Below are 24,597 nucleotides of genomic sequence, written 5' to 3'. Positions count from 1 at the left end.
AACATCGACGACTTCATCACCCACGACATGCCCTTCGAGCAGATCAACGAGGCCTTCGAGCTGCTGCACCGGGGCGAGAGCATCCGCACCGTGCTCCACTATTGATCCGCGCCCAAACAAAGCCGCGCGAACAGCATGCGCCTCTTCCTTCGTCTTAACCGGAGGCCGGAACGAGCCGGCCTCCAGGAGAAAGATCCATGACCATGACCGAACACATCGAGCTGGTCTCGGCCAACAAGAGCTTCGGCGGCTGGCACAAGCGCTATCGCCACCGCTCGCGGGCACTGGACTGCGAGATGACCTTCTCCATCTACCTGCCACCCCAGGCCGAGGCCGGGCGGGTACCGCTGCTGTGGTGGCTCTCCGGTCTGACCTGCACCGACGAGAACTTCATGCAGAAGGCCGGTGCCCATCGGGTCGCCGCCGAGCTCGGCATCGCCATCGTCTGCCCCGACACCAGCCCGCGGGGCACCGACCTGCCGGGCGAGGATGACAGCTACGACTTCGGCAGCGGGGCCGGCTTCTATGTCAATGCCACCCGGGAGCCCTGGAAGAAGCACTACCGCATGTACGACTACGTGGCCGAGGAGCTGCCCTCGGTGGTGCGCCAGCACTTCCCGGTCAACGGCCGCGAGTCGATCAGCGGTCACTCCATGGGCGGGCATGGCGCCCTGGTGATGGCGCTGCGTCGTCCCGGGCACTACCGCTCGGTGTCGGCCTTCGCGCCGGTCGTCAATCCCAGCGAGTGCCCCTGGGGGCAGAAGGCCTTCTCCGGCTACCTGGGGGAGGATCGCGGTCTCTGGACCCAGTACGATGCCTGCGAGCTGGTGGCCCGCGGGGCCTCGAGCCAGCCGCTGTTCATCGACCAGGGCGAGGCCGACGACTTCCTGGAGGAGCAGCTCTGCCCCGAGCGTCTGGAGGCGGTGTGCGCCGAGCATGATCACCCGCTGACCCTGCGGCGCCAGCCGGGCTATGACCACAGCTACTTCTTCATCGCCACCTTCATCGAGGATCACCTGCGCTACCATGCCGAGCGGCTGAACAAGCGCTGAGGCGGGTGCAGGCTCGCCGCGGGATGACCGGCTGCCTCCCTTCGGGGAGGCAGCGTCGTTATACTGGCAGGCATTCACGAGGCGGCGAGGGGAGCCCATGGCCGAGCGAGACGCGCGATGAGGGAGTGGCGGCAGCAGGCCTGGCGGGTGCTGTGGCGTACCCTGCTGGGCTTCGTGGTGTGTTCCCTGGTGCTGGTGCTGCTGCTGCGCGTGGTGCCGGTGTTCGGCTCCATGGTGATGGTGGAGCGCAAGGTCCAGTCCTGGATCGCCGGGGAGTCCCTCGACATTCGCCACCAGTGGCAGCCCTGGCAACGCCTCTCCGACCACGCCAAGCTGGCGGTGATCGCCGCCGAGGACCAGCGCTTCCCGCTCCATCACGGCTTCGACTTCGCTGAGATGCGCCGCGCCTGGGAGGCCAGCCGCAATGGCGGGCGCTTGCGCGGGGCCAGCACCATCAGCCAGCAGACCGCCAAGAACCTCTTCCTGTGGACCGGGCGCAGCTGGGTGCGCAAGGGACTGGAGGCCTGGTTCACCCTGCTGATCGAGGCGCTGTGGCCCAAGCAGCGCATCCTCGAGGTCTACCTCAACATCGTCGAGTGGGACAGCGGGGTGTTCGGCCTCGAGGCCGCCTCACGCCACTACTTCGGTGTCGCCGCCGACCAGCTCAGCGAGGCCCAGGCGAGTCGCCTGGCGGCGATCCTGCCCGACCCCCGCGGTCGGGATGCGGCGCGTCCCGGCCCCCAGGTGGAGCGACGCAGCGCCTGGATCCGCCAGCAGATGCGCAACCTCGGCGGTACCGGCTATCTCGAGCGGCTCTGAGGGCCGCTTCTCACCACCAGCACCACGCCGGCGATGGCGATGGCCATCCCGACCAGCGACAGGGGCGGCAGGCGTTCGTCGAACAGCCACCACGCCTCCAGCGCCGTCACCGGCGGAACCAGATAGAAGAGGCTGGCCACCCGGGAGGCCTCGCCGCGCCTGATCAGCGCCATCAGCAGCAGGATGGCGGAGATGGAGAGCACCAGCACCAGCCAGGCCAGGGTAAGCAGGAAGGTGGGCGCCCAGTCGATCTCCCCGGTCTCGAAGAGCAGCGCGCCCAGTCCCAGCAGCGTCCCGGCACCGAGATACTGCACCACGGTGCCGGAGAGCAGCGGCATGCCGGTGCAGAAACGCTTCTGGTAGAGGGTGCCCAGCGAGATGCCGACCAGCGCCACCATCACGCTTGCCAGCGCCCCGAGGCCGAATCCCCGAAACAGCATCTCGCCCGGGTCGAGCTTGCCGCCCAGCACCATGGCGATGCCGGCGAGTCCCATCACCAGCCCCAGCCACTGCAGGCGTCCCAGCCGCTCGCCCAGCAGGGGGCCGGCGAGCGCTGCGGTCAGCAACGGCTGCAGCCCCACCAGCAGGGCGGCCAGGCCCGCCGGCATGCCCTGATAGATGCCGTAGAAGACGCCGCCCAGGTAGGCCCCGTGGACCAGCAGGCCGGAGACGGCGATATGCCCCCACAGCCGAGGCCCCTGTGGCCAGCCACCCCGCAACAGCATGACCAGCGGGATCAGCAGTGCCAGGGTCAGCACGAAGCGCACGAACAGGAAGGTGAAGGGTTCGGCATGGGGCAGGCCGAACTTGGCGCCGATGAAGCCGGTGCTCCACAGGGCCACGAAGAGGATGGGCATGGCGGCCAGCCAGGCCTGGCGGCGACGTTCCGATGTCATGGCATGGGACTTCCAGGGTCAGGGGGTGCGGGCATCATCGCGGCCATGGGCCCGGGATGCCACTCTCGCGGCTCGTGCTTTGGTCGTAGGTGACGCCGCGGCGGAAAATTGGTCAGACCATAATTTTGCCTGAATAGACAGCGTCTTGCCACGCATGACCGCTTGGTCTGACCAATGGCCAAAGACGGCTTGCGTTGAAAGTCGCTATTGGCCGGGAGCCGGCTTTTCGCTAGCTTTCGCCATGGAAGACGTTTCCAGATATATGGAATCTTCCCTGAGGCCCATAAGGATAGCGGGCCCTGCGTGCCGGCCGATCATCAGAACCCGTTGGCACGCGTGATGGCGCAGGGAAGACAACAACAAGATCCCGTTGATGCCCGCCCACATGGGTGCGGGCTCGCTACCCAACCAGGAGACCATGCCATGCAAGACGACAAGCAGCCGTCAAGCATCTCATCCGTCGACAACGACAACACGAAAGTCCTGAAGGAGTTCAAGACCCCGAGCCGGCGTAACTTCCTGAAGGCCGCGGCCGTCGGGTCGGCGGCGGCCGTGGCGGCCCCGTGGGTCGGCAACGTCCAGGCTCAGGAAGGCATCCGTATCCGCATGCAGTCCTCCTGGCAGCCGGGCACCACCGGCTACCGGATCTTCGAGGAGTGGGCTGCCGGCGTCGCCGAGGCGACAGGTGGCGAGGTGCGTATCGAGCCCTTCCCGGCCGGTGCCGTGGCCGGCGCCTTCGAGGTCGCCGATGCGGTACGCAACGGCGTGCTCGATGGCCAGAACTGGTTCACCGTCTACTGGCCCGGCAAGATGCCGGCCGGCGTGTTCCTCACCGCCTATCCGATGGGGCTCTCCGTGCCGCACCAGTGGGACATGATGTTCGGCGCCTACGGTGGCTTCGGCATCGCCAAGGACCTCTACCGCAAGCAGGGCCAGGAGCTGCTGGGCTATGTCCACCATGACCTCAACCTGATCCACTCCAAGGTGCCGCTGCGCAGCTTCGACGACTTCAAGGGGGTCAAGATCCGGATGCCCGGCGGCATCGTCGCCGAGACCTTCGCCTCCATCGGTGCCCAGACCACCCTGCTGCCCGGCTCCGAGGTCTATCCGGCGCTGGAGAAGGGCACCATCGATGCCGCCGACTACACCGGCGCAGCGGTCAACTTCGAGCTGGGCTTCTGGCAGGTGGCCGACTACATCATCATGGGCCCGCCTTCCACCCCCTGCCTGCACCAGGCCGTCGACCTCATGGACATTTCGGTCAACCGTCGCGTCTTCGAGCGCATGTCCCCGCAGACCCAGGACCTGATGCACGACCTGGTGGCCGCCTACTCCCGCGAGCACTATGCGGCGATCCAGAAGGCCAACGCCGAGGCCTGGCCCAAGTACCGCGAGAAGGGCGTGGAGATCATCCACCTCAGCGAGGACGACGCCAGCCGCTTCCGCGATGCCGCCATCCCGCTGTGGTTCAAGTGGGCCAACAAGGATCCGGATGCCGCGCGTCTCTTCAAGGCGCACCTCGATACCATGATGGACCCCGCGGTGGCGCTGATCACCGAAGAGGACATCAAGGACTACGAACTCAACGCCTGACCCGTCTGCTCGACCATTCCGGGTGTTGCGGGCCGAGGGCCGCAACACCCGGTTTGGTAGGGTGACCACTACCGATCCCGCATCCCGTCGACTCGATGATCCGTAACCATCGCCGGGAGGTGATGGTGTCGCGGAGGAGTGTCCATGAATCTTGATATCGAATTCGTTCTTCCGCACTGGCTCTACTGGTCGGTGCTGCTCTTGTTGCCACTGGTGGTGATGTTCTTCGTCGACCGCAGCTTTCGCCGTGGCGGCACCATCGACGGCGGGGACACCGCCGAGGTGCCCGCCGGGGAAGAGGTCGCGGTCGCCTACCGGCCTCCCGGCAACCTCTTCACCGCCATCGTCGACCGCCTGTCCGGGTTTTCCGGCCGCTACGTGGCCTACTGGGCGCTGATCGCCCCCTTCGCCTTCGCCTACGAGGTGCTGGTGCGCTATGCCTTCAACTCGCCGACCAACTGGGTGCATGAGTCGATGACCCTGATGTTCGGCATGCAGTACCTGGTGGCCGGCGCCTATGCCCTGCGCGAGGGCGGGCACGTGCGCGTGGATATCCTCTACCAGCGCGCCCGGCCGCTCAACAAGGCGGCGCTGGACCTGGTGACCTCGGTGTTCTTCTTCATCTTCACCATCGCCCTGCTGGTGACCGGCTGGAAGTTCTTCTCCCAGTCGGTGAGCGACCAGTTCTTCTTCGGCTCCAGCTACGCCAACGAGACCTCCTTCACCGAGTGGGCGATCCAGTTCTATCCGGTGAAGTTCATGCTCTTCTTCGGTGCGCTGCTGCTGCTGCTCCAGGGCTTCGGCCAGCTGGTGCGTGACGCCCAGGCATATCGCTACCACTGGCGCCTGCACGATGGCAGTCGGACCTTTGCCCGCGTGCTGCTGGTCATTGCCGCGCTGCTGGCGGCCTGGGTGGTCTTCGAGATGATCAACATCGCGGTGACCGACTACGACAGCCTGGCGGGTAGCCTCGAGAACAGCCTCGGCTCGGTCGGCATCGGTGCCCTGACGCTGGTGATGTTCGGCTCGCTGATGGTGGTGCTGGTGGCGGGCCTGCCGCTGGCCTTCGTCACCGGCGGCCTGGGGGTGGCCTTCCTCTACCTGGTCGGCGACCAGGCCATGCTCAACCTGATGCCCTCGCGCATCTTCCCGATGATGACCAACTACCAGCTCTCGGCCATCCCGCTGTTCATCTTCATGGCCTCGGTGCTGGAGAAGGCGGGGATCATCGAGGAGCTGTTCGACGTCGTCTACAAGTGGATGGGCGGCCTCAAGGCGGGCCTGGCCATCGCGACCGTCATCGCCTCCACGCTGCTGGCCGCCATGGTCGGCGTGATCGGGGCCGCGGTGGTGACCATGGGCCTGATCGCACTGCCGGCGATGCTCAAGCGCCACTATGACCCGGAGATCGCCATCGGCTCGATCATGGCCGGCGGGACCCTGGGCATCCTGATCCCGCCCTCGATCCTGGCGATCATCTACGGCGTCATTGCCCAGCAGTCGGTGGGCGAGCTCTACCTCGGTTCGCTGATTCCCGGCCTGCTGCTGGCCTTCATGTACGGCTTCTACTGCTGGATGCGCGGCACCCTGAACATCAAGCTGGCGCCGCCGATGCCGGTCGAGGACCGGGTCAGCACCGGGGAGAAGCTGCGCCTGCTGCGCAACATGCTGGCCCCCATCGTCCTGGTGATCCTGGTGCTGGGCGTCATCTTCACCGGCATCGCTACCCCGGTGGAGGCAGCCGGCATCGGCACCTTCGGCGCCCTGGTCGTGGCCGCGATGCACAAGCGCCTCACCTGGCCCAACCTGCATGCGGCCTGCATGACTACCCTGGTCGCCTCGGCGATGGTGATGTGGATCATCTTCGGCGCGAGCATCTTCGTCGGCTTCTACATCCTGCAGGGCGGCCAGACCTTCGTCCAGGAGCTGATCTCCGGCGCGGGCCTTGGCCCCTACGCGGTGCTGATGCTGATGATGGTGCTGCTGGTGGCGCTGGGCATGTTCCTCGACTGGGTGGGCATCCTGCTGCTGGCGGTGCCGATCTTCGTGCCGCTGATCAAGGGGCTCACCTTCGACGGCGTGTTCGGCCTGCCCGGCGTGGCCCCGGCCGATGTCTCGCTGTGGTTCGGCGTCATCTACCTGGTCAACATGCAGATGTCCTTCCTCAGCCCGCCGTTCGGCTATGCGCTCTTCTACATCAAGGGGGTGTGCCCGCCGCATATCACCATGGCGCAGATCTTCCGCTCCTCCTTCCCCTTCCTGGGGATCCAGGCGCTGGGGCTGCTGCTGGTGATCCTCTTCCCGGCGCTGGTCACCTGGCTGCCCAACCTGGCCTACGGCTGACGCCAGGTGGTCGGCCCATAGCGGCAAAGAAGGCGCTCCCTGAGGGGCGCCTTCTTCATTTGGCCGGAAAAACCTTAAAATTACATTTGGATACGCGATAGTCTGAACTCGAGGGAGCGGGGGGCGTCACAGGGGGGCACATTCATAACGCCACACCCTGGAGGTATTCATGCAACGGATGACTGCTCTGTTCTCGGCCGCACTTCTCTCTCTCGGCCTGGCCGCCACTGCCCAGGCACAGCAGGACTCTGCGGCCAACGCAGAACAGCCGCAGGCGACTGCACCGGCCCAGGACTTCTCCGACCAGCAGCTGCAGCAGTTTGCCGACGCCTCCCAAGAGATCGCCGTCATCTCCCAGGAGTACACCCAGCAGCTGCAGTCCGCAGAGGACGAGCAGGCCCAGCAGGACGTCCGCCAGGAGGCCAACGACGAGATGGTCAAGGCCGTCCAGGACAGCGGTCTCGAGGTGGATACCTTCAACGCTATCGGCCAGGCCATCCAGCAGGATCCGGAGCTGATGCAGCGCGTTCAGGAGATGGCCAAGGCCAACGCCTCCAGCGCCGATCAGAACTCGTAAGACGCATCCAGCGTCCAGGGCCGTTGCTTCGGCCACCGCAAGGCCACTCCGCCAGGGGTGGCCTTTTTGCTGTCCTGCCCCCGAGGGAGGCCTGCTTCGGCTGGGCCCTGCTTTACAGGGTGGGTGGGCCATTCCAGACTGGGCACAATCACAGCGCGCGCGGGGAGCAAGGGCATGGATGTGGAACTGCTTGAGATCCGTCAGCACCTGGGGCGCTATCCTCCCTTCGACGGCCTCAGTGACGAGCTGCTCGACGAGGTGGCCGGCAGCGTGGAGGTGGCCTACTTCAAGGCCGGCAGCGACATCCTGGTGCTCGACCAGGAGGTCCATGAGCTCTGCTACATCCGCAGCGGGGCGGTGGAGGTCTATCGCCGCGGCGGCGAGCTCTACAACCGCCTGGGCGAGGGCGATATCTTCGGCCACTTCAGCCTGCTGCGAAACCACCGGGCCCGCTTCCCGGCCCGGGCCATGGAAGACAGCCTGATCTACTTCATCCCCGAGCCCGCCTTCCAGCGGCTGTGCGAGGCCGACGACAACTTCGCCGACTTCGTCGAGCTCGAGCGGCCGCGCCTGGAGTCGACGGTCAAGGAGCAGAAGAAGAACAGCGACATGATGATCACCCGGGTGCGCAAGCTGCTGACCCGCTACCCGGTGATGGTCGAGGCCGGCACCACGGTGCAGGAGGCTGCCCGCCAGATCACCGAGTTCGGCGCCTCGGCGGTACTGGTGCTCGATGCCCCCGGCGATACGCCCCGCTATACCTTCCGCGACAGCCAGGATCGCCACTGGCAGGTGCAGGGCATCCTCACCGACAGCGACTTCCGCAAGCATGTGGTGGCCGAGGGGCGCTCCCCCGAGACGCCGGTGGGAGAGGTGATCGGTCCCCGCCTGATCGCCATCCAGTCCGACGAGTCGGTGCACGAGGCGATGCTGTGCATGCTGCGCAACAATATCCATCACTTGCCGGTGATGCACCGTCGCCACCCGGTCGGCATCGTGCACCTCTCCGACATCATCCGCTACGAGACCGGCAGCAGCCTCTACCTGGTGAGCAACATCTTCCACCAGTCCAGCGCAGAGGGCCTGGCGCGGCTGGCCCCCGACGTGCGCGACGCCTTCGTGCGCATGGTCGAGGAGGGGGCGGATTCACGCATGGTGGGCAGCGCGCTCTCCACCATCGGGCGCAGCTTCACGCGCCGGCTGCTGGAGCTGGCCGAGGAGGAGCTGGGGCCGCCGCCGGTGGGCTACTGCTTCATGGCCCTGGGCTCCATGGCGCGCAACGAGCAGTCGATCGTCACCGACCAGGACAATGCCCTGGTGCTCGCCGACGACTTCGACCCCGAGCGCCACGATGCCTACTTCCTGGCGCTGGCGCAGCGCGTCAGCGATGGTCTGGATGCCTGCGGCTACCCCTACTGCAAGGGCGACATCATGGCCACCAACGCCCGCTGGCGACAGCCGCTGTCGGTATGGAAGCAGTACTTCCGGGAGTGGATCGACCAGCCCTCGCCGGAGCGGCTGCTGCACAGCTCGATCTTCTTCGACCTGGATGCCGTGCATGGCGAGAACCCCTTCGTCGAGCAACTCCAGGACCTGGTGGCCACCCGGGCCCCCAAGAGCCCACTGTTCCTGGCCGCCATGGCCCGCAACGCCCTGAACCGCACCCCGCCGCTGGGCTTCTTCCGCACCTTCGTCATGGAGAAGGACGGCAAGCACAACAACTCCATCAACCTCAAGCGCCGCGGTACCGCACCGCTGACGGACCTGGTCCGGGTCCATGCCCTGGCCTGCGGGTCACGGGCCCAGAACAGCTTCGCGCGACTCGACGACATCGACCGCACCCAGCTGCTGGCCCAGGGGGTGAGCCAGAAGCTGCGCTATGCCCTGGAATTCCTCTCGATGTCGCGGATCCGCCACCACGTGATCGATATCGAGCACGAGCGCAGCCCGGACAACAATATCGAGCCGGAGAACGTCTCCGACACCGAGCGCCATAACCTCAAGGATGCCTTCCAGGTGCTGAGCAACGCCCAGAAGTTCCTCAAGTTCCGCTATCCCATGCCATCGCGCTCGCGGTCCCGCTGAGATGGCCATGGTGCGCCTGCGTCCGCGGGCTTCCCCGCCGGCCCCGGGCTGGCCGGAGTACCTGGCCAGCCGCGCCGAGGCGGCTAGGGACCCGCGGCTGACGCGCTTCTTTACCGCCGGGACGCCCGCGCCAGACACGCCCATCGGCGAGGCGCCGATGGTGGCCCTGGACATGGAGACGACCGGCCTGGACGAGCGGCGCCACGCCATCGTCAGCATCGGCGTGGTGCCCTTCACCCTGGGGCGCATTGCCCTGTCACGGCGCCGCTACTGGGTCGTGCGGCCCTCGCGCCCGCTCAGCGAGGAGTCGGTGACCTTCCACCACATCACCCACGCCGACATCGCCCGGGCCCCGGACCTCGACGAGGTCCTCGGCGAGCTGCTCGAGGCCCTGGCGGGGCGCCTGGTGGTGGTCCACTACCGGCACATCGAGCGGCCCTTCCTGGATGCCGCGGTGAAGGCCAGGGTGGGGGAGGGCGTGATGTTCCCGGTCATCGATACCATGTCGCTGGAGGCGCGCATCCACCGCCAGTCGCTGCTGGCCCGCTTCAAGCGCTGGATCGGCAGGCCGCCGGCCTCCATCCGCCTCTACGACAGTCGTGCCCGCTACGGCCTGCCCGTCTATTCGGGGCACCATGCGCTGATCGATGCGCTGGCTACCGCCGAGCTGCTGCAGGCCCAGGTGGCCCGCCACTACAGCCCGACGACGCCGCTGAGTGCGCTCTGGAGCTGAACTGGGCAGGGGAAACGGAAACAGAAACAGAAACGAGAAAGGCGGCCCGCGGGCCGCCTTTCCGTTGCTTACCGGATGCTTTACACAGCGTGTCGGGCCTACTTGGCTTTCGGCTCGCTCATCAGTCCCTTGACGATGGCATAGCAGCCCACCAGCAGCACCAGGGTGAAGGGCAGGCCGGTCGTCAGCGCCGCCGTCTGCAAGGCGGCAAGGCCGCCGCCGAGCAGCAGGGCGATGGCCAGAGCCCCCTCGATCAGTGCCCAGAAGATGCGCTGCGGCTTGGGCGCGTCCACCTTGCCGCCGGCGGTGATGGAGTCGATCACCAGCGAACCCGAGTCCGACGAGGTGATGAAGAACACGATCACCAGCGTGATGCCGACGAAGGAGGTGATGGTGGTCAGCGGCAGGTGCTCGAGCATGGTGAACAGCTGCAGCTCCAGGGCGGCATCCTGCACCTGGGTGATGCCCGAATTGACCACCTGGTCGATGGCGGTGGTGCCGAAGGCGGTCATCCACACCACCGAGGCCATCGACGGCACCAGCAGCACCGAGATCAGGAACTCACGCACGGTGCGGCCGCGGCTGACGCGGGCGATGAACATGCCGACGAACGGCGACCAGGCGATCCACCAGGCCCAGTAGAAGGCTGTCCAGCCCTGGCTGAAGTTGGCGTCCTCGCGCCCGAACGGCATGGAGAGCGCCGGCAGGTGGGTCACGTAGCCGATCAGGTTCTCGACCACGCCGGTGGCGATCATCAGCGTCGGGCCGACGAGGATCACGAACAGCAGCAGCAGGGCGGCGAGCACCATGTTGATCTGGGAGAGGCGCTGCACGCCCTTGTCGACGCCGAGCAGGATCGAGCCCAGGGCCACGAGGGTGATCCCCATGATCAGCAGCACCAGGGTGATGTCGCCGGAGGGGATGCCGAACAGGTATTCGAGGCCCCCGGCCGCCTGGGTCGCCCCCAACCCCAGGGACGTGGTCAGGCCAAACAGGGTGGCGAATACCGCCAGGATATCGATCACGTGGCCCGGCCAGCCCCATACGCGCTCGCCCAGGATCGGGTAGAAGATCGAGCGCATGGTCAGCGGCAGGCCCTTGTTGAAGGCGAAGATCGCCAGCGACAGGCCAACGATGGCGTAGGCGCCCCAGGGGTGGAGGCCCCAGTGGAAGATGGTGGCGGCCATGCTCAGCGAGATGGCACCGGCCTGGTCCCCCTCGGCACCGCCCAGCGGGGCCCAGTCGGTGCGCAGGCCATCCTCGCCCATGCTGATACCGCCCATGGCCGTGCCGTAGTGGCCCAGTGGCTCCGACACGCCGTAGAACATCAGCCCGATGCCCATGCCGGCGGCGAACAGCATCGAGAACCAGCCGGCGTAGCCGAAGTCCGGCGTGGCGTCGGCGCCACCGATGCGCACCTTGCCCATGGGGGTGAAGATGAGCACCAGCGCCAGGATCACGAAGACGTTGGCGCCCAGCAGGAAGAACCAGCCCAGGTTGGTGGTCAGGAAGCTGAACATGCTGTTGAAGATCGGCTCCATCTGATCCTGCAAGGCCAGCGTCAGGATCACGAACAGCAGGATCACGATCGAGGAGAACAAGAAGACCTTGCCATGCAGGTCCACGTTCACGCCCAGCGGTGAGGCGGTGATGTTGTCCTGGCCGATCACGTAGTCGGTATCGATCAGGTTCGCCGCCCCCTCCGGGGCGGGAATCCCCTCGGAGCCGGCAGTCGGCTCCTGGGGTTTCTCGTCTTGGGGATCTTGAGCCACGAGACATCTCCCTTGCAGTTATTGGTGTGCTTGCGTTTGCAGGTTCGGCTTACTTGCCGGCCCCCGGACGCACCAGGAACACCGAGGCCTTGGTGTGCGTTGCCACCTTGCCGCCATGGGACGGCATGATCACGTCCAGATGCTTGGGGGGATGGGTCGGCATGACCACCAGGTCGGCGCCCACCTCGTCGATGGCCTCGATCAGGTCGTCATCGAGGTCGGCGATCGGGTCGGGACTGACGATGGTATGGGTGCTGACCGGCTGGCCGTGGATCCTGTGCCGCTCCTGGGCGAAGGCCTCGAGCTTCTGCGTGTACTCCTGGGGCGTGCGCGCCACGCTGCCGGGCGTATTGGCGGTCACCCCCACGTAGCAGACCTCGGCATCATAGTGGCGAGCAAGGTCCGCCACCGCCTGCAGCGACGGCTCGATCAGCTCGATATGTGCCAGGTCGACCGGCACCATGATCTTCTTGAACATGCCTGAATCTCCTTGTTGGCCACGAAGGTCCTGCGAATCTGTTCAGTGTGACCGTTCCGCGCCACCTTGCCAGGCGACGATTCAACGGCGCACTGCGCATCCCGAGCGGCCATGGTACCCATCCCGGCCGGGGATTGCAGTGGGCTTGTCGGTATCGGGCGACAGGGTGGCGCAACGGGGCACGCCTCCACAACGAAAAGGGGAGGCACCTCTCGGTGCCTCCCCTTGCGCTCGATGCGGTCAGCCTCGCCGGACGGGCGAGGCCTGGCCTACCCTCAGGCTTCGGGCAGCCACTCCTGGACCAGGTCCTGGTTCTCCTCGACCCACTGCTTGGCGTTCTCGTAGGGGTCGGCGTCCTCTTCCTGGTTCATCAGCATGACCTCGCCCATCTGCTCCGGGGTCCACTCGAAGGCGTCCAGGATGGCGTAGGCCTCCGGCATCTCCTCCTCGAGCCCCTGGCGGGCGATGGTATGGATCTGCTCGGCGCCACCGTAGACGTTCTCCGGGTCCTCGAGGTACTTGAGGTCCCAGCGGGCGAACTTCCAGTGCGGCGTCCAGCCGGTGACCACCACGTCTTCCTCGTTCTGGATGGCGCTTTCCAGGGCCGCGGTCATGGTGGCGCCGCTGCCGCTGCGCAGGGCCAGATCGAGGTCGTAGGTGTCGACCACTTCCTCGGTGAGGCCCATCAGGCCGGCGCCCGGGTCGATGCCGATGATCTCATTGTTGAAGGCGTCGGCGTGGTCGTTCAGCTCGGCGATGGAATCGATATCGCTGTAGGCCGGTACCACCAGGCCGAGCTTGGTGCCGTCCAGGTTGACGCCCAGGTCGTCGACCTCGTCACCCACGCGCTCCATGTAGTCGGCGTGGGTGGTGGGCAGCCAGGCGGCGACGATGGCATCGGCATCGCCGGTAGCCACGGACTGCCACATGGCGGCGGCGGAGAGGGAGGTCATCTCCACCTCATAGCCGGCCTGCTCCAGCACGGCGCGCACCACGTTGGTGGAGGCGACCTCGGAGGACCACTCCACGTAGGCCAGGTGCACGCTGCCCTTGTCCTGGGCCTGGGCGGAACCGGCGGCGAGCGCGGTGCCGGCGGCCATGGCCAGGCCGGCGAGACGGATGCGACGGTTCAGCGGGTGCTTCTTCATAGTGTTCCCCTTCTCTTGATGTTCAATCATTTACCTTGGAGGTGCCTCCCGACGGATTCAAGGGGGCGCCCCCAGCGATCAGGACTTGCGGCCCTTGCGCAGCGACTGGGTCACGCGGTCGAGCAGCATGGCCAGGATCACCACGGCGATGCCGGCCTCGAAGCCGTCGCCCGGGCGCAGGCGCTGGATGGCGCGCCATACCTCGCTGCCCAGGCCATCGGCGCCGATCATGGCGGCGATCACCACCATGGAGAGCGCCAGCATGATGGTCTGGTTGATGCCGGCCATCACCGTGGGCAGCGACATCGGCAACTGTACCTTGACCAGCTTCTGGCCGCGGGTCGCCCCGTAGGCGTCGGCGGCCTCGATCAGCTCCACCGGCACCTGACGGATGCCCAGGGTGGTGAAGCGGATCGCCGGCGGCATGGAGAAGATCACCGTGGCGAAGATCGCCGACACCGAGCCGATGCCGAAGAAGGGAATCGCCGGGATCAGGTAGACGAAGGCCGGCATGGTCTGCATGAAGTCCAGGATCGGCATGATCGTCTTGTAGAGCCGCTCGGAGAGCGCCGCGGCGATGCCCACCGGGATGGCGATCACCACCGCCACGAAGGTGGCGATCACCACCAGGGTGAGGGTCTCGATCATCGGCTCCCAGAGCCCCAGGTTCCAGATCAGCGCCAGTCCAAGGGCGGCGCCGATACCCAGGCGAAGGTTCGCCACCCACCAGCAGAGGCCGACGATGATCGCCAGCAGGCCCCACTCGGGGAGCCACATCAGGGCATCGTTGAGCCCGTCGATGCCGGTCTGGGTCACCCGGGAGATGGCGCGGGTGACGATGGAGTACTCGCTGGTCAGCCAGTCGAGGCCACCCTCGATCCAGTCGCCCAGCGGGATGCTCGGAATCTCGATAGCCATCATGCGTCTCCTGCCGCTGCGATGTTCTGGTTCGCGTTATCGCTCCCGTCTTCACCCACCCGGGCGGGCTCGGCGGCCTGGGCCAGCTCGTCGAGGACGGCGCCCTTGACCACCACGCCCAGCAGCTTGCGGCTGTCGTCCACCACGGCGATGGGGAAGCTCTTCTCGCTGAACATGGCGAAGAGGTTGTGCAGCGGTTCGTCGGGGCCGACGGCGCGGAAGTCCTGGGTCATGATCTCACGGATGCTCTCCTTGCCCTCCTTCGCGGCCTGCTCGACGGCATCCACCACGACGAGCCCCAGCAGCTTGCGGTCGCGGCTGGTGACGTAGATGGAGTCCAGCCCGTTCTCGCTCATCTTGCGCAGGGTGGTGCGCGGGCCGTCCTCCTCGCGGGCGGTGGCGCGCACCGGCCGCATGGCGTGCTGCGCGGTGAGGATCTTGGACATGTCCACGCCCTCGATGAAGCGCGCCACATAGTCGTCCGCGGGATGGGTGAGGATATCCTCCGGTGTGCCGATCTGAACGATCTCGCCATCCTTGAGCAGGATGATGCGGTCGGCGATGTTGATCGCCTCGTCCAGGTCGTGGGTGATGAACACCGTGGTCTTCTGCATGCGGTGCTGCAGTTCGAGCAGCTCCTGCTGCATGTCGCCGCGGATCAGCGGGTCCAGCGCCGAGAAGGCCTCGTCCATCAGCAGCACCGTCGAGTCGTTGGCCAGTGCCCTGGCCAGGCCCACGCGCTGCTGCATGCCGCCGGAGAGCTGGTTGGGATAGGCATCCTCCCAGCCATCCAGACCCACCTGGTGGAGGGCGTTGCGAGCCACCCGGGTCCGCTCTTCTTTCTCCACGCCGCGGATCTCGAGGCCGAACTCGGCGTTCTGCTGCACCGTGCGGTGGGGGAAGAGCGCGAAGTTCTGGAACACCATGGAGAAGTGGCGACGGCGGCACTCCAGCAGTGCCTTGTCGCCGAGCTCGGGAATGTTCTCGCCGTCGATGACGATCTCGCCCTCGGAGGGCTCGATCAGCCGGTTGAGGCAGCGGATGAGGGTGGACTTGCCCGAGCCGGACAGTCCCATGATCACCAGCAGCTCGCCCTCGTAGACATCAAAGTCGATGTTCGACAGGCCCAGCGTCTGGCCGGTCTTGTCGAGGATCTCGGGGCGTTTCAGTCCCTGGTCGCGCAGTTCGAGCGCCTTCTTCGGCTGGTTGCCGAAGACCTTGCTCAGGTTGCGTACCCGAATCTTGACGTTTCGGTTCTCGTTCATTGGCTCTGCCTTTTGTCGGCTCCCCGCCACCGGCCGGGAGCACCGAAGGGTCGAGTGTCGTGACGTAAGAAAACGACGTCATGATGCCAGGCTGCTGCGTTGACAGCGGCATCGGGTGACGTTGGAGTGGCCCCTACCCTAGCGGTTTTTGAATGATCATTCAAATTAAAACCCGGGGTGTTGAAGACGTGCAGGATGGTACAGGAGTGACCCATGTGTCGAATCTGACCACCTCCCGGTCCTCGACGCGCCGCGTCTCCTGTCTGCTGGTTGCTGAATAAATTTCTGATTTAAAAGTATTTTTATTGGTTTCTTCCGGTGCCTGGCATGCCGCCTGCTTGCTATTGGGTGACGACCCGACGACCCAGGGAGAGAGCGATGACCGACCATGAGCTGAACCGAGACAGGCCCCGCGAGCGGCGATCGCGCCGGCTGACGACCCTCGCCGCGATCGCCGCCCTGGGGCTCGGCAGCCTGGCCCTGGCCGGATGCGGCAACGGCGAGGAGGAGCAGCCGCCGACGGAAGCGCCGGCCGGCGAGGCGTCTTCCACCATGGAGCAAGAGTCTTCAACCATGAATGGAGAGTCCTCAACCACGAATGGAGAGTCCTCAACCACGAATGGAGAGTCTTCCTCCATGGGGCAGGCGACCGATATGGAGCAGGACTCGAGCATGGATAGCCAGGATCCCGCCAGCCAGCAGGGCCAGGTCCTGGACCAGGAGTCCACCATGGATTCACAGGCGGCGTCCGGTGATTCGACCTCTGGCACGGAGCCGGAAGCCAGTAGCCAGGAGCAAGACGACGACCGCAGCGGCTCCTGACCGCCGGCGTCTCATCGGTGACCGGCCGACCGGACAGCCGCCGGTCACCACGGGCAAATCCCGCCCGAACCACCCTCGATCTTCATGAAGGAAGGAGGTGCAAGATGATGTCCAAGGAAACCCTCAGGAAGCTCGGCATTCTCGGTGTCTCGTTCGGCCTGATCGCAAGCCCCTTGGCCTTCGGCGACATGCACGAGGAGCCCACCGACCCGGCCGCCCAGAGCACCGGTTCCGCGGCCGACCCCACGAGCCAGCAGGCGGATCCGGCGGCCGGTGCTCCGTCAGCCGATCCCAATGCCCAGGGGGACCCGGCCGTGCCGGGCGACGACCCCGCGGCCCAGAGCACTGACTCCGCGGCCGACCCCTCTACCCAGCAGGCGGACCCCGCGGCGGGTGAGCCGGCCGGCGACCCAGGCTTCGGTGAAGGCACCGAGGCGATGCCCGGCGCCGATGACCCTGCCGCCGGCGGCGAAGAGGAGTACGAGAACGAGGAACAGGAAGCGCCCTGGGACGAGGAGGGCGACAGCAGCGACGATGAGGAGCAGGGCTGGTAAGCCCACCGAGCCGCCCTGCTTTGCGGGGCGGCTCCTGCGTGATGGACGGTTCTCCCGGTCCATGCCCTTCCCAGGCCGGTGCATCGCGTTCCCCTCTGCCCGGCCCGGCATGTGACCCCTGGCCCCCGCTGTGACGGGGGTCCTTTTTTTGTCTGGCTACTCCTCCTCGAGGCGGCGGTAGAGGGTACGCCGGGCTATCCCCAGCACCTCGGCGGTGCGCCGCTTGTTGCCGCCCGTGGCCGCCAGCACCTTGCGGATATAGCGCTTCTCCACCTCTTCCAGGCTCGGCCAGTCCGCCCGGGTGGCGGTACTTGCCATCGCCCCCTCGGCCCGGCTCTCGCGGCAGGCGCGACGCCGGGCCTCGCCCTGGTCGCGGATCCGCTGGGGCAGGTCGGCGTGACAGAGCTGTCCCGCCTCGGCCAGGGTCACCGCCCGCATGATGGCGTTCTCCAGCTCGCGGACGTTGCCCGGATAGTCGTAGCCGAGCAGGGCCTCCAGGGCCGCCGGTTCGATGCGCGCGATGCGCTTGTCCTGCTGACCGGCATGCTTGTCGATCAGCGCCGGGATCAGCCGTTCGATGTCCCCCTCCCGCTCGCGCAGGGGCGGGATGCGCAGCGAGAAGGTCTCCAGGCGATAGAAGAGGTCGCTGCGAAAGTGACCCGCCTCGATCTCCTCCTCCAGCTGGCGATGGGTGGCGGCGATGATGCGCACGTCCACGGCGTCCTCCCGCTCGGCGCCCACCGGGCGCACGCTCCTCTCCTGCAGGGCCCGCAGCAGCTTGGCCTGCAGCGCGGCGGGCATCTCGCCGATCTCGTCGAGGAACAGGCTGCCGCCCCGCGCGGCCTGGAAGAGCCCCTGGCGGGACTCGTCGGCACCGGTGAAGGCGCCCTTCACATGGCCGAAGAACTCGCTCTCCATCAGCTCGGCGGGAATGCTGGCGCAGTTCACGGCGACGAAGGGGCCGTCGCGACGCGGGCTCTCGGCGTGCACGGCCCGCGCCATCAGCTCCTTGCCGGTGCCGCTCTCGCCGAGCAGCAGCATGGGCGCGTCGCTGTCGGCCAGCCGGGCGGCGTCATGGAACAGCGACTGCATGGCCTCGCTCTCGCCGACGATGCCGTGGAAGCTGTTCGCCGCCCCGTCGCTCGCCAGGCGCGAGGCCAGTCGGCGGCTCTCCAGCACCCGGTAGACCGCCTCGCGCAGCCCCTCCAGGTCCAGCGGCTTGGTCAGGAAGTCGTCGGCGCCCTGCTTGAGCGCCTCCACCGCCTGGTCGATGGTGCCGAAGGCGGTGATCACGATGAAGCCCACCGCGCTCCCCTCGCGGCGCAGCCGCTCGAGCAGCTGCATGCCGTCGATGCCCGGCAGGCGCACGTCACTGATCACCAGGGCCACCTCGCTGTGGCTGAGCGTGGCCAGGGCCTGCTCGGCACTGGTCGCGGCCAGGGTCGGGTAGCCGGCGTCGGCCAGCTCCTCCTCGAGCAGTTCCAGGATGGCCGGGTCGTCCTCGACGACCAGCAGGGGCAGGGCAGTCATGTCGCGTTCCGTGTCTGGCATGGCGTGTCCGTTCATGGGGTGGTGTCCTCGAGTGGCAGCACGATCTCGAAGCCGGCACCTCCCAGCGCGCTGTCGAAGGCGCCGATGGAGCCGCCGTGGTCGTTGATGATGCGATGGACCATGGAGAGCCCGAGGCCGCTGCCCTGGCCCACGGGCTTGGTGGTGAAGAAGGGGTCGAAGACCCGGGCCCGGTCGGCCTCTGGAATGCCGCAGCCGTCGTCCTCGATGGTCAGGCAGAGGCTGTCGTCGCGGCGGCGGGCCGCCAGCCGTATCCGCCGGACGCCCTCGGCCTGGGTGGCATTGCGCAGCAGGTTGGTGAGGACCTGGACCAGCTGCTGGCCATTGGCCAGCAGCATCACCGGCGGGTCCGGCAGCAGCGGTTCGAGGCGAATGTCGCGCGTCTCGAGGTCGGCCTCGACCAGCTGCCGGGCGTCGTGGACAAGGTCGTCCAGGGCCAGCCATGCCTTGTCGACACTGTGCTGGCGCCCCAGGTCCATCAGCTGGCGCACGATCTCGACGATGCGCTGTACCTCGCCGCGGATGCGCCCCAGGCGCCGCCGTTCGTCGTCGCCGATGCCGTCGCGGCGCTCGAGACGCTGGGCCTGGCCCTCGATGACGGTCAGTGGCGTGCCGACCTCATGGGCCACCCCCGCGGCCAGCACACCGAGCTCGGCCAGCTTGCGCGACTTGCGCAGTCGCCGCTCCAGCTCGATCTCTCGGCGCTGCCGCGCCTCGATGTCGGCATCCTTCTCGGCCAGGGCGTCGAGCATGTGGTTGAGGGCCAGGCCCAGCCGGCGGAACTCGTCGAGGCCGTGGATCGTGGCCCGCTGGCGGCGTTCACCCCGGGCGACCCGCTCCATCACCTCGAGCAGTCGGCTCAGGGGGCGCTCGATATGGCGCCGGAACATCCACCAGATGCCGAGCACGATGCCCGCGGCACCGATGCCGAAGGCGACCAGGGCGAGCAGGCTGAGAAAGCCGGTGTAGTTCTCGATGCCGGTATTGAGGCGATTGACCTGAAGCACGCCGAGGATGGTGCCGTCGGGGGCACGCAGCGGCATCAGGGTCGAGAAGTAGGTCCAGCCCCCGTCGTCGCGATAGTCGCTGCGCATCTCGCCCGCCTCGACCACGGCCTTGAGCTCCTCGGCGTCGTAGAGCGCCTCGCCGAGCCCCAGGCCGTGGATCTGCTGGCCCGTGATGTCGAAGACATAGGCGCCGTAGATGCGGTTGTAGGAGAAGGCCGACTGCAGGGTCTCCTGAAGCGACTCGGGAGTCTCGCGGGTCAGGGCATAGCCCAGGGAGGTGCCGATGGCGCGGCTGATGGTCTGGACCTCGGTCTCCAGCTTGGCGCGCACGTTCTCCTCCAGCGACTTGATCGCCACCAGGCTGAAGACCATCAGCACCAGGAAGAGCGGCACGATGACCGTGACGATGATCAGGTTGCGCAGGCGCATGGGGCTCCCTGTGGTCGTCGGGGCCACGTCCGGTGCGGCCCTCGTCGTGGCTAGTCGGCGGGGACCAGGCGGTAGAGGCCGCCGTCGGCGTGGTCGCTGAGCAGGTAGAGGGCGCCGTCGCGGCCCAGGAGCACGTCGCGGATGCGGCCGATCTCGCCCTCGAGGATCACCTCGCGCTCGACCACCCTGTCGCCGTCCAGGGCGAGGCGCACCAGGCGCTCGCTGGCCAGGCCCCCGGCCAGCAGGTGGCCCTGCCAGGCGGGAAAGGTGTCGCCTGTGACCTCGGCCAGCCCCGAGGGGGCGAAGCGCCCGGCGAAGACATGCACGGGGTCGCGCATGCCGGGGGCGCTGTCGCGGCCGATGGGCCGGTTGGTGGCGTAGTCGTTGCCGCGGCTCACCTCGGGCCAGCCGTAGTTGACCCCGGCCTCGAGGCGGTTGAGCTCGTCGCCGGTGCGCGGGCCGTGCTCGGTGGACCAGGCCGTGCCGTCGGCGGCCACGGTCAGGCCCTGGGGATTGCGGTTGCCGTAGGTGAAGAGCTCGGGCCGGGCGTCATCGTCGTCGACGAAGGGGTTGTCGTCTGGCACCTTGCCCTCGGCGGTCAGGCGCAGCACGCTGCCGGCGTGGTCGCCGCGGTCCTGGGCGCGCTCGGGACTGCCGCGCTCGCCGACGCTCATCAGCAGGGTGCCGTCGGGCAGCCAGGCCAGCCGCGACCCATAGTGGCGGCCGGGCCGGGAGAAGCGGTCCTGGACGAATAGCGTCTCCAGGTCCACCAGGGCGTCGTCCTCCAGGCGCCCGCGGGAGAGGGTGGTGGCGCTGCCGCCATTGCCGGCCTGGCTCCAGGTGAGGTAGACCCAGTCGCTGCCCTCGCCGTAGTCGGGATGCAGGACCACATCGAGCAGGCCGCCCTGGCCGCGGGTGGAGACCTCGGGCACCCCGGAAACACGGCTGACCTCGCCCTGGGCATCGATGCGCACCAGGCGGCCGGGCCGCTCGGTGACCAGCCACTGGCCGTCGGGCAGTTCGGCGGCCGACCAGGGATGCGTGAGGCCCGAGGCCACGCGCTCCAGGCGCAGCTCAAGGTGGTCGGTTACGATGCGCTCCTCGACCACCTCGGCGGCCACGGCCGGGCCGGCGAGCAGGATGCCGCCCAGCAGCAGGGCGGTCGAGAGTGCGTGACGTGGCGAGTGCATTTGGCTTCTCCCTCGTTGGCTGTACCCGCATAGGGACCCTTCACAAGGACCCTACACAGGGACTCTGCCGGGGCGAGGGTGTTCCCCGCGGGGGCACGGGCGAGGGCGGCGCTACATCAGGATCGCCAGCAGGATCGGCAGGTAGACCAGCGACAGCAGGGTGGAGCAGAACACCAGGCTCGCCACGTACTGGGGCTCGCGGCCGGCCTTCTGGGCGAAGAGGTAGTTGAACACCGCCACCGGCATGCTCATCTGCAGCACCAGGATGGCCAGCGCCATGGGCGGAAGCGCCAGCAGGGTGCCAATGCCCCACGCGACCCCGGCGGCCACCGGGATGCGCAGCAGGCTGAAGCCGATGCCGGAGCCGAGGTTGCGGGCATGGATGCTGGCCAGCGAGACGCCCAGGGTGATCAGCATCAGCGGCACCGTGAAGCCCGAGATCAGATCGACGCTGTTGGCGAGCCAGCGGGGCAGGTCGGTGTCGGTGAGCAGCAGCCCCAGGGCGATCAGGATGGCGTAGACCACCGGCGTCCTGGCCAGCGCCTTCAGCGGGTTGCCGCGGCTCGCCAGCAGGGTGCCCAGGGTGAACTGGAACAGCGAGACCGTGACCATCACCGTGATGCCGAAGGCGAAGCCGGCACTGCCGAAGGCGTAGAGCACCACCGGCAGGCCCATGTTGCCGGTGTTGGGGTACATGGTGGGGGCCAGCAGTACCCGCCAGTCCTTGCCTAGCAGCCGGGCCAGCAGGAAGGCCATGCCGGCCATGGCGGTCAGCACCAGCGCCGTGGCCAGCATGGTGCGCCCGAAGCTGCCGGCGTCGATCTCGGCGCCGGCAAGCGAAGCCAGCACCAGGGCCGGGGTACCGATGTTGAACACCAGCCGGGTGACGAAGGCCACCGGGAAGTCGTGGCCGAGGCGCACCCAGAGGAAGCCGAGCCCCGCGCCGGTGAGCACGGGCGCCATCACGGCGAAGAGTTCGGCGAGCATGGGTGGCATCCTTGCGTGGCGGTGGGAGGAGGCCGCGTATTGTCGTGAATGCAGGCCCCTCCAGGCAACTCCGGCGTGCCGCCGGCACGAAAAGGCCCCGGCACGGGCCGGGGCCAAGGATCGAAACGCCAGCCTCTTCAGATTAGAACGCGTAACGGGCGGAGAGCCAGAGCCGTCGACCCGCTTCGCTGTTGGCGTAGACGTTGCCGTAGCTCGCCCCGTCGTCGTAGGCGCGATAGTCGACGAAGTCCTTGTCGAAGAGGTTGTAGAGCGTCACGCTGACCCTGAAGCGCTCCGAGACGTCATAGCGGCCGCCCAGGTGGACGAGCGTATAGGCCTTGAAGTCGCCCAGGTCATCGAAGGCGGGGGCCCCGCGTACCCGCTCGCGATTGCGGTAGCGCTCGCTGCGATACTCCGCGGAGAGCCAGGTGGCGAGCCTGTCGCTTGCCTGCCAGCGCAGGGTGGCGTTGACGGCGTGCTCCGGGGTGTCGGTCAGCGGCTCCCCTTGCTGCTCGCCGCTCTTCTGCTCGCTGTCGGTAAAGGTGTAGTTGGCACTCAGGTTCCAGGCCGGCGCCAGCGGGAGGCGGGTGGCCAGCTCGATGCCCCGGGTCTCGGCCTCGTCGATATTGATGTCCTGGGCGTAGGTGCCGTCCGGGATTCGCGGGTCGCCGCTGACGACGATGTCCGGTCCGGCGGCGATCTTGTCGTCGAAGCGGTTATGGAACAGCGTGGCGCTGGCCATGAAGCCCTGGCCGCTGTCGTAGTGGGCGGCGAGCTCGCTGCTGGTGTTGGTCTCCGGCTCGAGGTCGGGGTTGCCGATGGTCAGGATGGTGCCCTGACCGGTCACGCCGTTGATACCAGCGTGCAGGTCGTTGAGGGTGGGGGTCCGGTAGCCGCGGCTGACCCCGCCCTTGAACGTCCAGGCGTCGCTGGCGCTCCACACCAGGTAGCCGCGTGGGCTGAACTGGCTGCCGAAGGCGTCGTGGTGGTCGTAGCGCCCGCCCAGGGTCAGCGCCCACTCCTCGGCCAGCCACCACTCGTCCTCGGCGAACAGCGCCCAGGTGGTCTGCGAGAACGCCTCGGTGGCCAGACCGTCGGTCAGCTCGGAATCCATCCACTGGCCTCCGATCGTCGCCATATGGTCGCCCAGCGGCATCACGACCTTGCTGTCCAGCACGGTGTTGGTGGTCTCGAGCTCGCGCGCCTCGCCGCCGACGATGCCCGGGAAGTCGGCATAGGGCTGCCCAATGGTGCCGGGGATGGTGCGTCCCACCGTTTCGGTGGTGTTGCGCATCAGGCTCGACTCCAGGGTGCCGGCGGCGAACTGGCCGGTATGGCCGATGGCCAGCTGGTCGCGTTCGAAGCGGAGCTCGTCGGCATAACCGTTGGCCACGCCCGGATCGGGCTCGCAGCTGCGGGTAAGCCCGTCCAGGGTGCCCAGCTGACAGTCGCCGTTGGCGTAGCGCTGGCGGCTGGTCTCGCCGTCCAGCCACAGCTCGTGCGTATCGTCGGGTGTCAGGGTGAGCCTGGCGCCCAGGCTGTAGATGTCCCCCTCGACGGGGCTCGGCCCGCGCTGGCTGACCGGGACCTCGGTACCGTCTGCCTCGGTGTAGGTCAGGGTCGATTCGTCGCGCTCATGGAAGCGGCCGCGCACCTGCAGCCCCAGGGCCTCCTCGACCAGCGGGCCACTGGCATAGAGGCTGGTCTCGCGGCTGTCGCCGTATTCGTCATGCTGGTTGAGGGTGGTCTCGGCCTGCAACGAGCCGCTCCACTCGCGTCCCACCTTGCGGGTGATGATATTGATCACCCCGCCCATGGCGTCGGAGCCGTAGAGGGTCGACATCGGGCCGCGGATCACCTCGATGCACTCGATGCTCGACACCGGCGGGAAGAAGCTGGTGGCGGTCTCGCCGAAGCCGTTGGGCGTCACGCTGCCGGCGGTGTTCTGGCGCCGGCCGTCGATCAGCACCAGGGTGTAGTCGCTGGGCATGCCGCGGATGCTGATGTTGCGCCCGCCGGTCTTGCCCACCTGGCCGCCCACGTCGACCCCCTCGACGCCGCGCAGGGCATCGGCGAGGCTGGAGACGCGCTTCTCCTCCAGTTCCTGGCGTGAAATCACCGAGATGCTGGCCGGGGCCTCGGCCATGGCCTGCTCGAAGCCGGCGGCGGAGACCACGATATCGTCCAGCTGTTGCTGGGCCAGGGCGGAGAGGCTGGTGCCGCCGGTGGCCAGGGCGATGGCGCCGGCCAGGGCGGTGCGAGGTCTAGGGAACATGGGGTCACCCGTGATGATCGATGCTTTGAATAAAAGTGATTATCAATTGCGGGTGAGATTCTATGAGGATGGTGCCCCGCCCTCC

General features: G+C 67.4%; 20 protein-coding genes. 9 read left to right on the top strand and 11 right to left on the bottom strand.

Going from position 1 to position 24,597, the window contains the following annotated elements:
- Positions 1-197 precede the first annotated feature (197 nt).
- Complete coding sequence (fghA, locus tag DFP85_RS06345) at positions 198-1,052, top strand: S-formylglutathione hydrolase (protein WP_133635457.1); 855 nt, start codon at positions 198-200, stop codon at positions 1,050-1,052.
- Between the two features lie 117 nt (positions 1,053-1,169).
- Positions 1,170-1,871 carry a monofunctional biosynthetic peptidoglycan transglycosylase gene (mtgA, locus tag DFP85_RS06340; RefSeq protein ID WP_133635456.1) on the top strand — a complete coding sequence of 234 codons (702 nt, stop codon included), beginning with the start codon at positions 1,170-1,172 and terminating at the stop codon, positions 1,869-1,871.
- Here the strand turns inward: mtgA and DFP85_RS06335 are convergent.
- A complete protein-coding gene (locus tag DFP85_RS06335) occupies positions 1,853-2,767 on the bottom strand; it encodes a DMT family transporter (protein WP_133635455.1) in 915 nt (304 codons plus the stop codon). The two genes, mtgA and DFP85_RS06335, sit on opposite strands and share 19 nt — an antisense overlap.
- Before the next feature lie 423 nt (positions 2,768-3,190).
- Between DFP85_RS06335 and dctP the strand changes: the two genes are divergently transcribed.
- The 5 genes from dctP to DFP85_RS06310 all read left to right on the top strand — a co-directional run bounded on the left by dctP (position 3,191) and on the right by DFP85_RS06310 (position 10,098).
- The gene (dctP, locus tag DFP85_RS06330; RefSeq protein ID WP_208108459.1) at positions 3,191-4,360 is read left to right on the top strand and encodes a TRAP transporter substrate-binding protein DctP; all 1,170 of its coding nucleotides are present in this window, start codon (positions 3,191-3,193) and stop codon (positions 4,358-4,360) included.
- 144 nt (positions 4,361-4,504) lie between these two features.
- Complete coding sequence (locus tag DFP85_RS06325; RefSeq protein WP_133635454.1) at positions 4,505-6,703, top strand: TRAP transporter large permease subunit; 2,199 nt, start codon at positions 4,505-4,507, stop codon at positions 6,701-6,703.
- 169 nt (positions 6,704-6,872) lie between these two features.
- A complete protein-coding gene (locus DFP85_RS06320; RefSeq protein WP_133635453.1) occupies positions 6,873-7,280 on the top strand; it encodes a DUF4168 domain-containing protein in 408 nt (135 codons plus the stop codon).
- A 174-nt stretch (positions 7,281-7,454) separates the two neighbouring features.
- Positions 7,455-9,365: a DUF294 nucleotidyltransferase-like domain-containing protein gene (locus tag DFP85_RS06315; RefSeq protein WP_133635452.1), complete on the top strand. Its 1,911-nt coding sequence runs from the start codon at positions 7,455-7,457 to the stop codon at positions 9,363-9,365.
- Between the two features lie 7 nt (positions 9,366-9,372).
- Positions 9,373-10,098, top strand: coding sequence for a 3'-5' exonuclease (locus tag DFP85_RS06310; protein WP_133635451.1), 726 nt, complete (start codon positions 9,373-9,375; stop codon positions 10,096-10,098).
- A gap of 98 nt (positions 10,099-10,196) precedes the next feature.
- Here DFP85_RS06310 and DFP85_RS06305 read toward each other — a convergent pair whose 3' ends face one another.
- The 5 genes from DFP85_RS06305 to DFP85_RS06285 all read right to left on the bottom strand — a co-directional run bounded on the left by DFP85_RS06305 (position 10,197) and on the right by DFP85_RS06285 (position 15,679).
- Positions 10,197-11,870, bottom strand: a complete 1,674-nt coding sequence (locus tag DFP85_RS06305; RefSeq protein ID WP_133635450.1) for a BCCT family transporter — start codon at positions 11,868-11,870, stop codon at positions 10,197-10,199.
- Positions 11,871-11,919: 49 nt separating this feature from the next.
- On the bottom strand, positions 11,920-12,348 hold the full coding sequence (locus DFP85_RS06300) for a universal stress protein (RefSeq protein WP_133635449.1): 429 nt from the start codon (positions 12,346-12,348) through the stop codon (positions 11,920-11,922).
- Between the two features lie 275 nt (positions 12,349-12,623).
- Positions 12,624-13,496 carry a glycine betaine ABC transporter substrate-binding protein gene (locus DFP85_RS06295; RefSeq protein WP_133635448.1) on the bottom strand — a complete coding sequence of 291 codons (873 nt, stop codon included), beginning with the start codon at positions 13,494-13,496 and terminating at the stop codon, positions 12,624-12,626.
- Positions 13,497-13,574: 78 nt separating this feature from the next.
- Complete coding sequence (locus tag DFP85_RS06290; protein ID WP_106232247.1) at positions 13,575-14,408, bottom strand: ABC transporter permease; 834 nt, start codon at positions 14,406-14,408, stop codon at positions 13,575-13,577.
- Positions 14,409-14,413: 5 nt separating this feature from the next.
- Positions 14,414-15,679 carry a quaternary amine ABC transporter ATP-binding protein gene (locus DFP85_RS06285; RefSeq protein ID WP_133635447.1) on the bottom strand — a complete coding sequence of 422 codons (1,266 nt, stop codon included), beginning with the start codon at positions 15,677-15,679 and terminating at the stop codon, positions 14,414-14,416.
- Between the two features lie 378 nt (positions 15,680-16,057).
- Here DFP85_RS06285 and DFP85_RS06280 point away from each other — a divergent pair, with 378 nt between their 5' ends.
- Both DFP85_RS06280 and DFP85_RS06275 read left to right on the top strand, forming a co-directional pair.
- Positions 16,058-16,501: a hypothetical protein gene (locus DFP85_RS06280; RefSeq protein ID WP_133635446.1), complete on the top strand. Its 444-nt coding sequence runs from the start codon at positions 16,058-16,060 to the stop codon at positions 16,499-16,501.
- Between the two features lie 104 nt (positions 16,502-16,605).
- Complete coding sequence (locus tag DFP85_RS06275; protein WP_133635445.1) at positions 16,606-17,055, top strand: hypothetical protein; 450 nt, start codon at positions 16,606-16,608, stop codon at positions 17,053-17,055.
- A 156-nt stretch (positions 17,056-17,211) separates the two neighbouring features.
- On the opposite strand, the gene DFP85_RS06270 is transcribed toward DFP85_RS06275, so the two are convergent.
- The 5 genes from DFP85_RS06270 to DFP85_RS06250 all read right to left on the bottom strand — a co-directional run bounded on the left by DFP85_RS06270 (position 17,212) and on the right by DFP85_RS06250 (position 24,512).
- Entirely contained in the window at positions 17,212-18,585 is a 1,374-nt protein-coding gene (locus DFP85_RS06270; RefSeq protein WP_133635444.1) for a sigma-54-dependent transcriptional regulator, read from the bottom strand.
- A 32-nt stretch (positions 18,586-18,617) separates the two neighbouring features.
- Entirely contained in the window at positions 18,618-20,060 is a 1,443-nt protein-coding gene (locus tag DFP85_RS06265) for a sensor histidine kinase (RefSeq protein ID WP_133635443.1), read from the bottom strand.
- 50 nt (positions 20,061-20,110) lie between these two features.
- Complete coding sequence (locus tag DFP85_RS06260; protein ID WP_133635442.1) at positions 20,111-21,250, bottom strand: PQQ-dependent sugar dehydrogenase; 1,140 nt, start codon at positions 21,248-21,250, stop codon at positions 20,111-20,113.
- A gap of 111 nt (positions 21,251-21,361) precedes the next feature.
- Positions 21,362-22,237: an AEC family transporter gene (locus tag DFP85_RS06255; protein WP_133635441.1), complete on the bottom strand. Its 876-nt coding sequence runs from the start codon at positions 22,235-22,237 to the stop codon at positions 21,362-21,364.
- Positions 22,238-22,379: 142 nt separating this feature from the next.
- Positions 22,380-24,512: a TonB-dependent receptor domain-containing protein gene (locus DFP85_RS06250; RefSeq protein WP_133635440.1), complete on the bottom strand. Its 2,133-nt coding sequence runs from the start codon at positions 24,510-24,512 to the stop codon at positions 22,380-22,382.
- Between the last annotated feature and the right edge of the window lie 85 nt (positions 24,513-24,597).

Origin of the sequence: Halomonas ventosae, from assembly GCF_004363555.1 — a bacterium.
GTDB lineage: Bacteria > Pseudomonadota > Gammaproteobacteria > Pseudomonadales > Halomonadaceae > Halomonas > Halomonas ventosae.
The sequence above is the reverse complement of the archived record's forward strand: the minus strand, read 5'-3'. Positions and strand labels throughout refer to the sequence as shown.

What these genes read in the sequence shown, in the direction of transcription:
- DFP85_RS06250 (WP_133635440.1), bottom strand. Translation starts at nt 24,512, where the DNA reads ATGTTCCCTAGACCTCGCACCGCCCTGGCCGGCGCCATCGCCCTGGCC.
- DFP85_RS06260 (WP_133635442.1), bottom strand. Translation starts at nt 21,250, where the DNA reads ATGCACTCGCCACGTCACGCACTCTCGACCGCCCTGCTGCTGGGCGGC.
- DFP85_RS06285 (WP_133635447.1), bottom strand. Translation starts at nt 15,679, where the DNA reads ATGAACGAGAACCGAAACGTCAAGATTCGGGTACGCAACCTGAGCAAG.
- fghA (WP_133635457.1), top strand. Translation starts at nt 198, where the DNA reads ATGACCATGACCGAACACATCGAGCTGGTCTCGGCCAACAAGAGCTTC.
- DFP85_RS06300 (WP_133635449.1), bottom strand. Translation starts at nt 12,348, where the DNA reads ATGTTCAAGAAGATCATGGTGCCGGTCGACCTGGCACATATCGAGCTG.
- DFP85_RS06325 (WP_133635454.1), top strand. Translation starts at nt 4,505, where the DNA reads ATGAATCTTGATATCGAATTCGTTCTTCCGCACTGGCTCTACTGGTCG.
- DFP85_RS06295 (WP_133635448.1), bottom strand. Translation starts at nt 13,496, where the DNA reads ATGAAGAAGCACCCGCTGAACCGTCGCATCCGTCTCGCCGGCCTGGCC.
- mtgA (WP_133635456.1), top strand. Translation starts at nt 1,170, where the DNA reads ATGAGGGAGTGGCGGCAGCAGGCCTGGCGGGTGCTGTGGCGTACCCTG.
- DFP85_RS06270 (WP_133635444.1), bottom strand. Translation starts at nt 18,585, where the DNA reads ATGACTGCCCTGCCCCTGCTGGTCGTCGAGGACGACCCGGCCATCCTG.
- DFP85_RS06320 (WP_133635453.1), top strand. Translation starts at nt 6,873, where the DNA reads ATGCAACGGATGACTGCTCTGTTCTCGGCCGCACTTCTCTCTCTCGGC.
- DFP85_RS06280 (WP_133635446.1), top strand. Translation starts at nt 16,058, where the DNA reads ATGACCGACCATGAGCTGAACCGAGACAGGCCCCGCGAGCGGCGATCG.
- DFP85_RS06310 (WP_133635451.1), top strand. Translation starts at nt 9,373, where the DNA reads ATGGTGCGCCTGCGTCCGCGGGCTTCCCCGCCGGCCCCGGGCTGGCCG.
- DFP85_RS06335 (WP_133635455.1), bottom strand. Translation starts at nt 2,767, where the DNA reads ATGACATCGGAACGTCGCCGCCAGGCCTGGCTGGCCGCCATGCCCATC.
- dctP (WP_208108459.1), top strand. Translation starts at nt 3,191, where the DNA reads ATGCAAGACGACAAGCAGCCGTCAAGCATCTCATCCGTCGACAACGAC.
- DFP85_RS06265 (WP_133635443.1), bottom strand. Translation starts at nt 20,060, where the DNA reads ATGCGCCTGCGCAACCTGATCATCGTCACGGTCATCGTGCCGCTCTTC.
- DFP85_RS06275 (WP_133635445.1), top strand. Translation starts at nt 16,606, where the DNA reads ATGATGTCCAAGGAAACCCTCAGGAAGCTCGGCATTCTCGGTGTCTCG.
- DFP85_RS06255 (WP_133635441.1), bottom strand. Translation starts at nt 22,237, where the DNA reads ATGCTCGCCGAACTCTTCGCCGTGATGGCGCCCGTGCTCACCGGCGCG.
- DFP85_RS06315 (WP_133635452.1), top strand. Translation starts at nt 7,455, where the DNA reads ATGGATGTGGAACTGCTTGAGATCCGTCAGCACCTGGGGCGCTATCCT.